Source organism: Caballeronia sp. BR00000012568055, assembly GCF_029439455.1.
In the GTDB taxonomy this organism is placed as follows: Bacteria; Pseudomonadota; Gammaproteobacteria; order Burkholderiales; family Burkholderiaceae; genus Caballeronia.
In genome coordinates, this window is record NZ_JAQFVG010000161.1 from 1 (window position 1) to 1,228 (window position 1,228).

At 57.6% G+C, this 1,228-nt stretch carries 2 protein-coding genes; one reads left to right on the forward strand and one right to left on the reverse strand.

Annotated elements, in window-relative coordinates; all coding sequences use genetic code 11:
• Positions 1-212: 212 nt before the first annotated feature.
• The gene (gene imuA / locus P7F28_RS09235; RefSeq protein WP_277184210.1) at positions 213-788 is read left to right on the forward strand and encodes a translesion DNA synthesis-associated protein ImuA; all 576 of its coding nucleotides are present in this window, start codon (positions 213-215) and stop codon (positions 786-788) included.
• A 40-nt stretch (positions 789-828) separates the two neighbouring features.
• Here the strand turns inward: imuA and P7F28_RS09240 are convergent.
• On the reverse strand, positions 829-1,228 hold a 400-nt coding region (locus P7F28_RS09240; RefSeq protein WP_277184204.1), incomplete at its 5' end, for a transposase.

The following is a 1,228-nucleotide window of genomic DNA, read 5'->3' on the forward strand; positions in this document are numbered from 1 at the left end:
CTCCTCATGCTGCAAACAAAAACCCCATCCACACACGGATGGGGTTTTTGCGTTTGGGGCGTCGAAAAGCAACATACGATTTTTTCAGTTCAGCGGCAACAAACCCTCCTCACTCCCCAACCCTCACCCTTATACTGTATAAATATTCAGTACACTAGAAGGCCGACGAACCCCTATCTCGATCGGACCCTGTATCCGTGGACGGGGAACGCATGGGCGCAGCACTTTCACTAGTCGATATTGGCGTTACCTCTCATCTGCAGCAGCAGATGTGGCAGGGCGAAGAAGTCTATCCACAAGACTTGGATGTCGTTTCGAGCGGCCATCGCACGCTTGATTTGGCGTTGCCGGGTATCGGATGGACGTCCGGATCGATTACCGAGGTGTTGATTGAAGAGAGTGGTGTCGGTGAAATCCGCTTGCTTGAGCGGTCGATTCGCGAGTTGACGGCAAACAGAAGCCGCTCGGTCGTTTTTATCGCGCCACCGTGGCAGCCCAATTGGATGGCATTTCGCGCGATGAAGATCCCGACGAGCAAGCTCGTCTGGGTCAAATCGCCTGAAGATCAGGTGCTTTGGGCCGCCGAGCAGGCGTTGAAGCAGGAGGGCATTGGCGCAGTGCTGATTTGGTTGCCGGATGCGCGCCCGGAGGCGGTGCGGCGGTTGCAAGTCGCTGCGCAGGAATCGAAGGCGCTGGCCTTTCTGTTCCGACCGCTCAAGGCAGCGAAGCAATCTTCGGCAGCGCCGTTGCGCATGGTTTGCAGGCCGACGCTTCCTGCCAAGAGCTAACGTCAAGAGTGGTGTATGAGCAGCATCGTGACGGTCGATTTCAAGCGGCGAGTTTCTGCTGAACCGGTCGATCGTCTTGCACCGGTTCGCCGTCCTTGAAGGGGACGCCTTCGAGCAACAGCTTGATCTTTTCCGGTCCGTTGATGCGGCGCCAGGTTTTCTCCGCCTCCTCGATCAGCTTGAATGCCAGACCGAGGAAGGTAGGCCGCGACACGCAGTTACGCGTACGCGTCGTTCGATGACGTACCGTCGCGAACGTCGACTCGATCGCGTTGGTCGTCCGCAGATGCTGCCAGTGCTCAGCGGGGAAGTCGTAGAACGCCAACAGGCTCTCGCGATCCTTTTTCAGCGTCTCGGTTGCCTTCGGATATTTCGCCGAATGGATCGACACGAAACGGTCGAAAGCGGCGTACGCGTCGGCTCGTGTGGCAGCCATCCAG

What these genes read in the sequence shown, in the direction of transcription:
- imuA (WP_277184210.1), top strand. Translation starts at nt 213, where the DNA reads ATGGGCGCAGCACTTTCACTAGTCGATATTGGCGTTACCTCTCATCTG.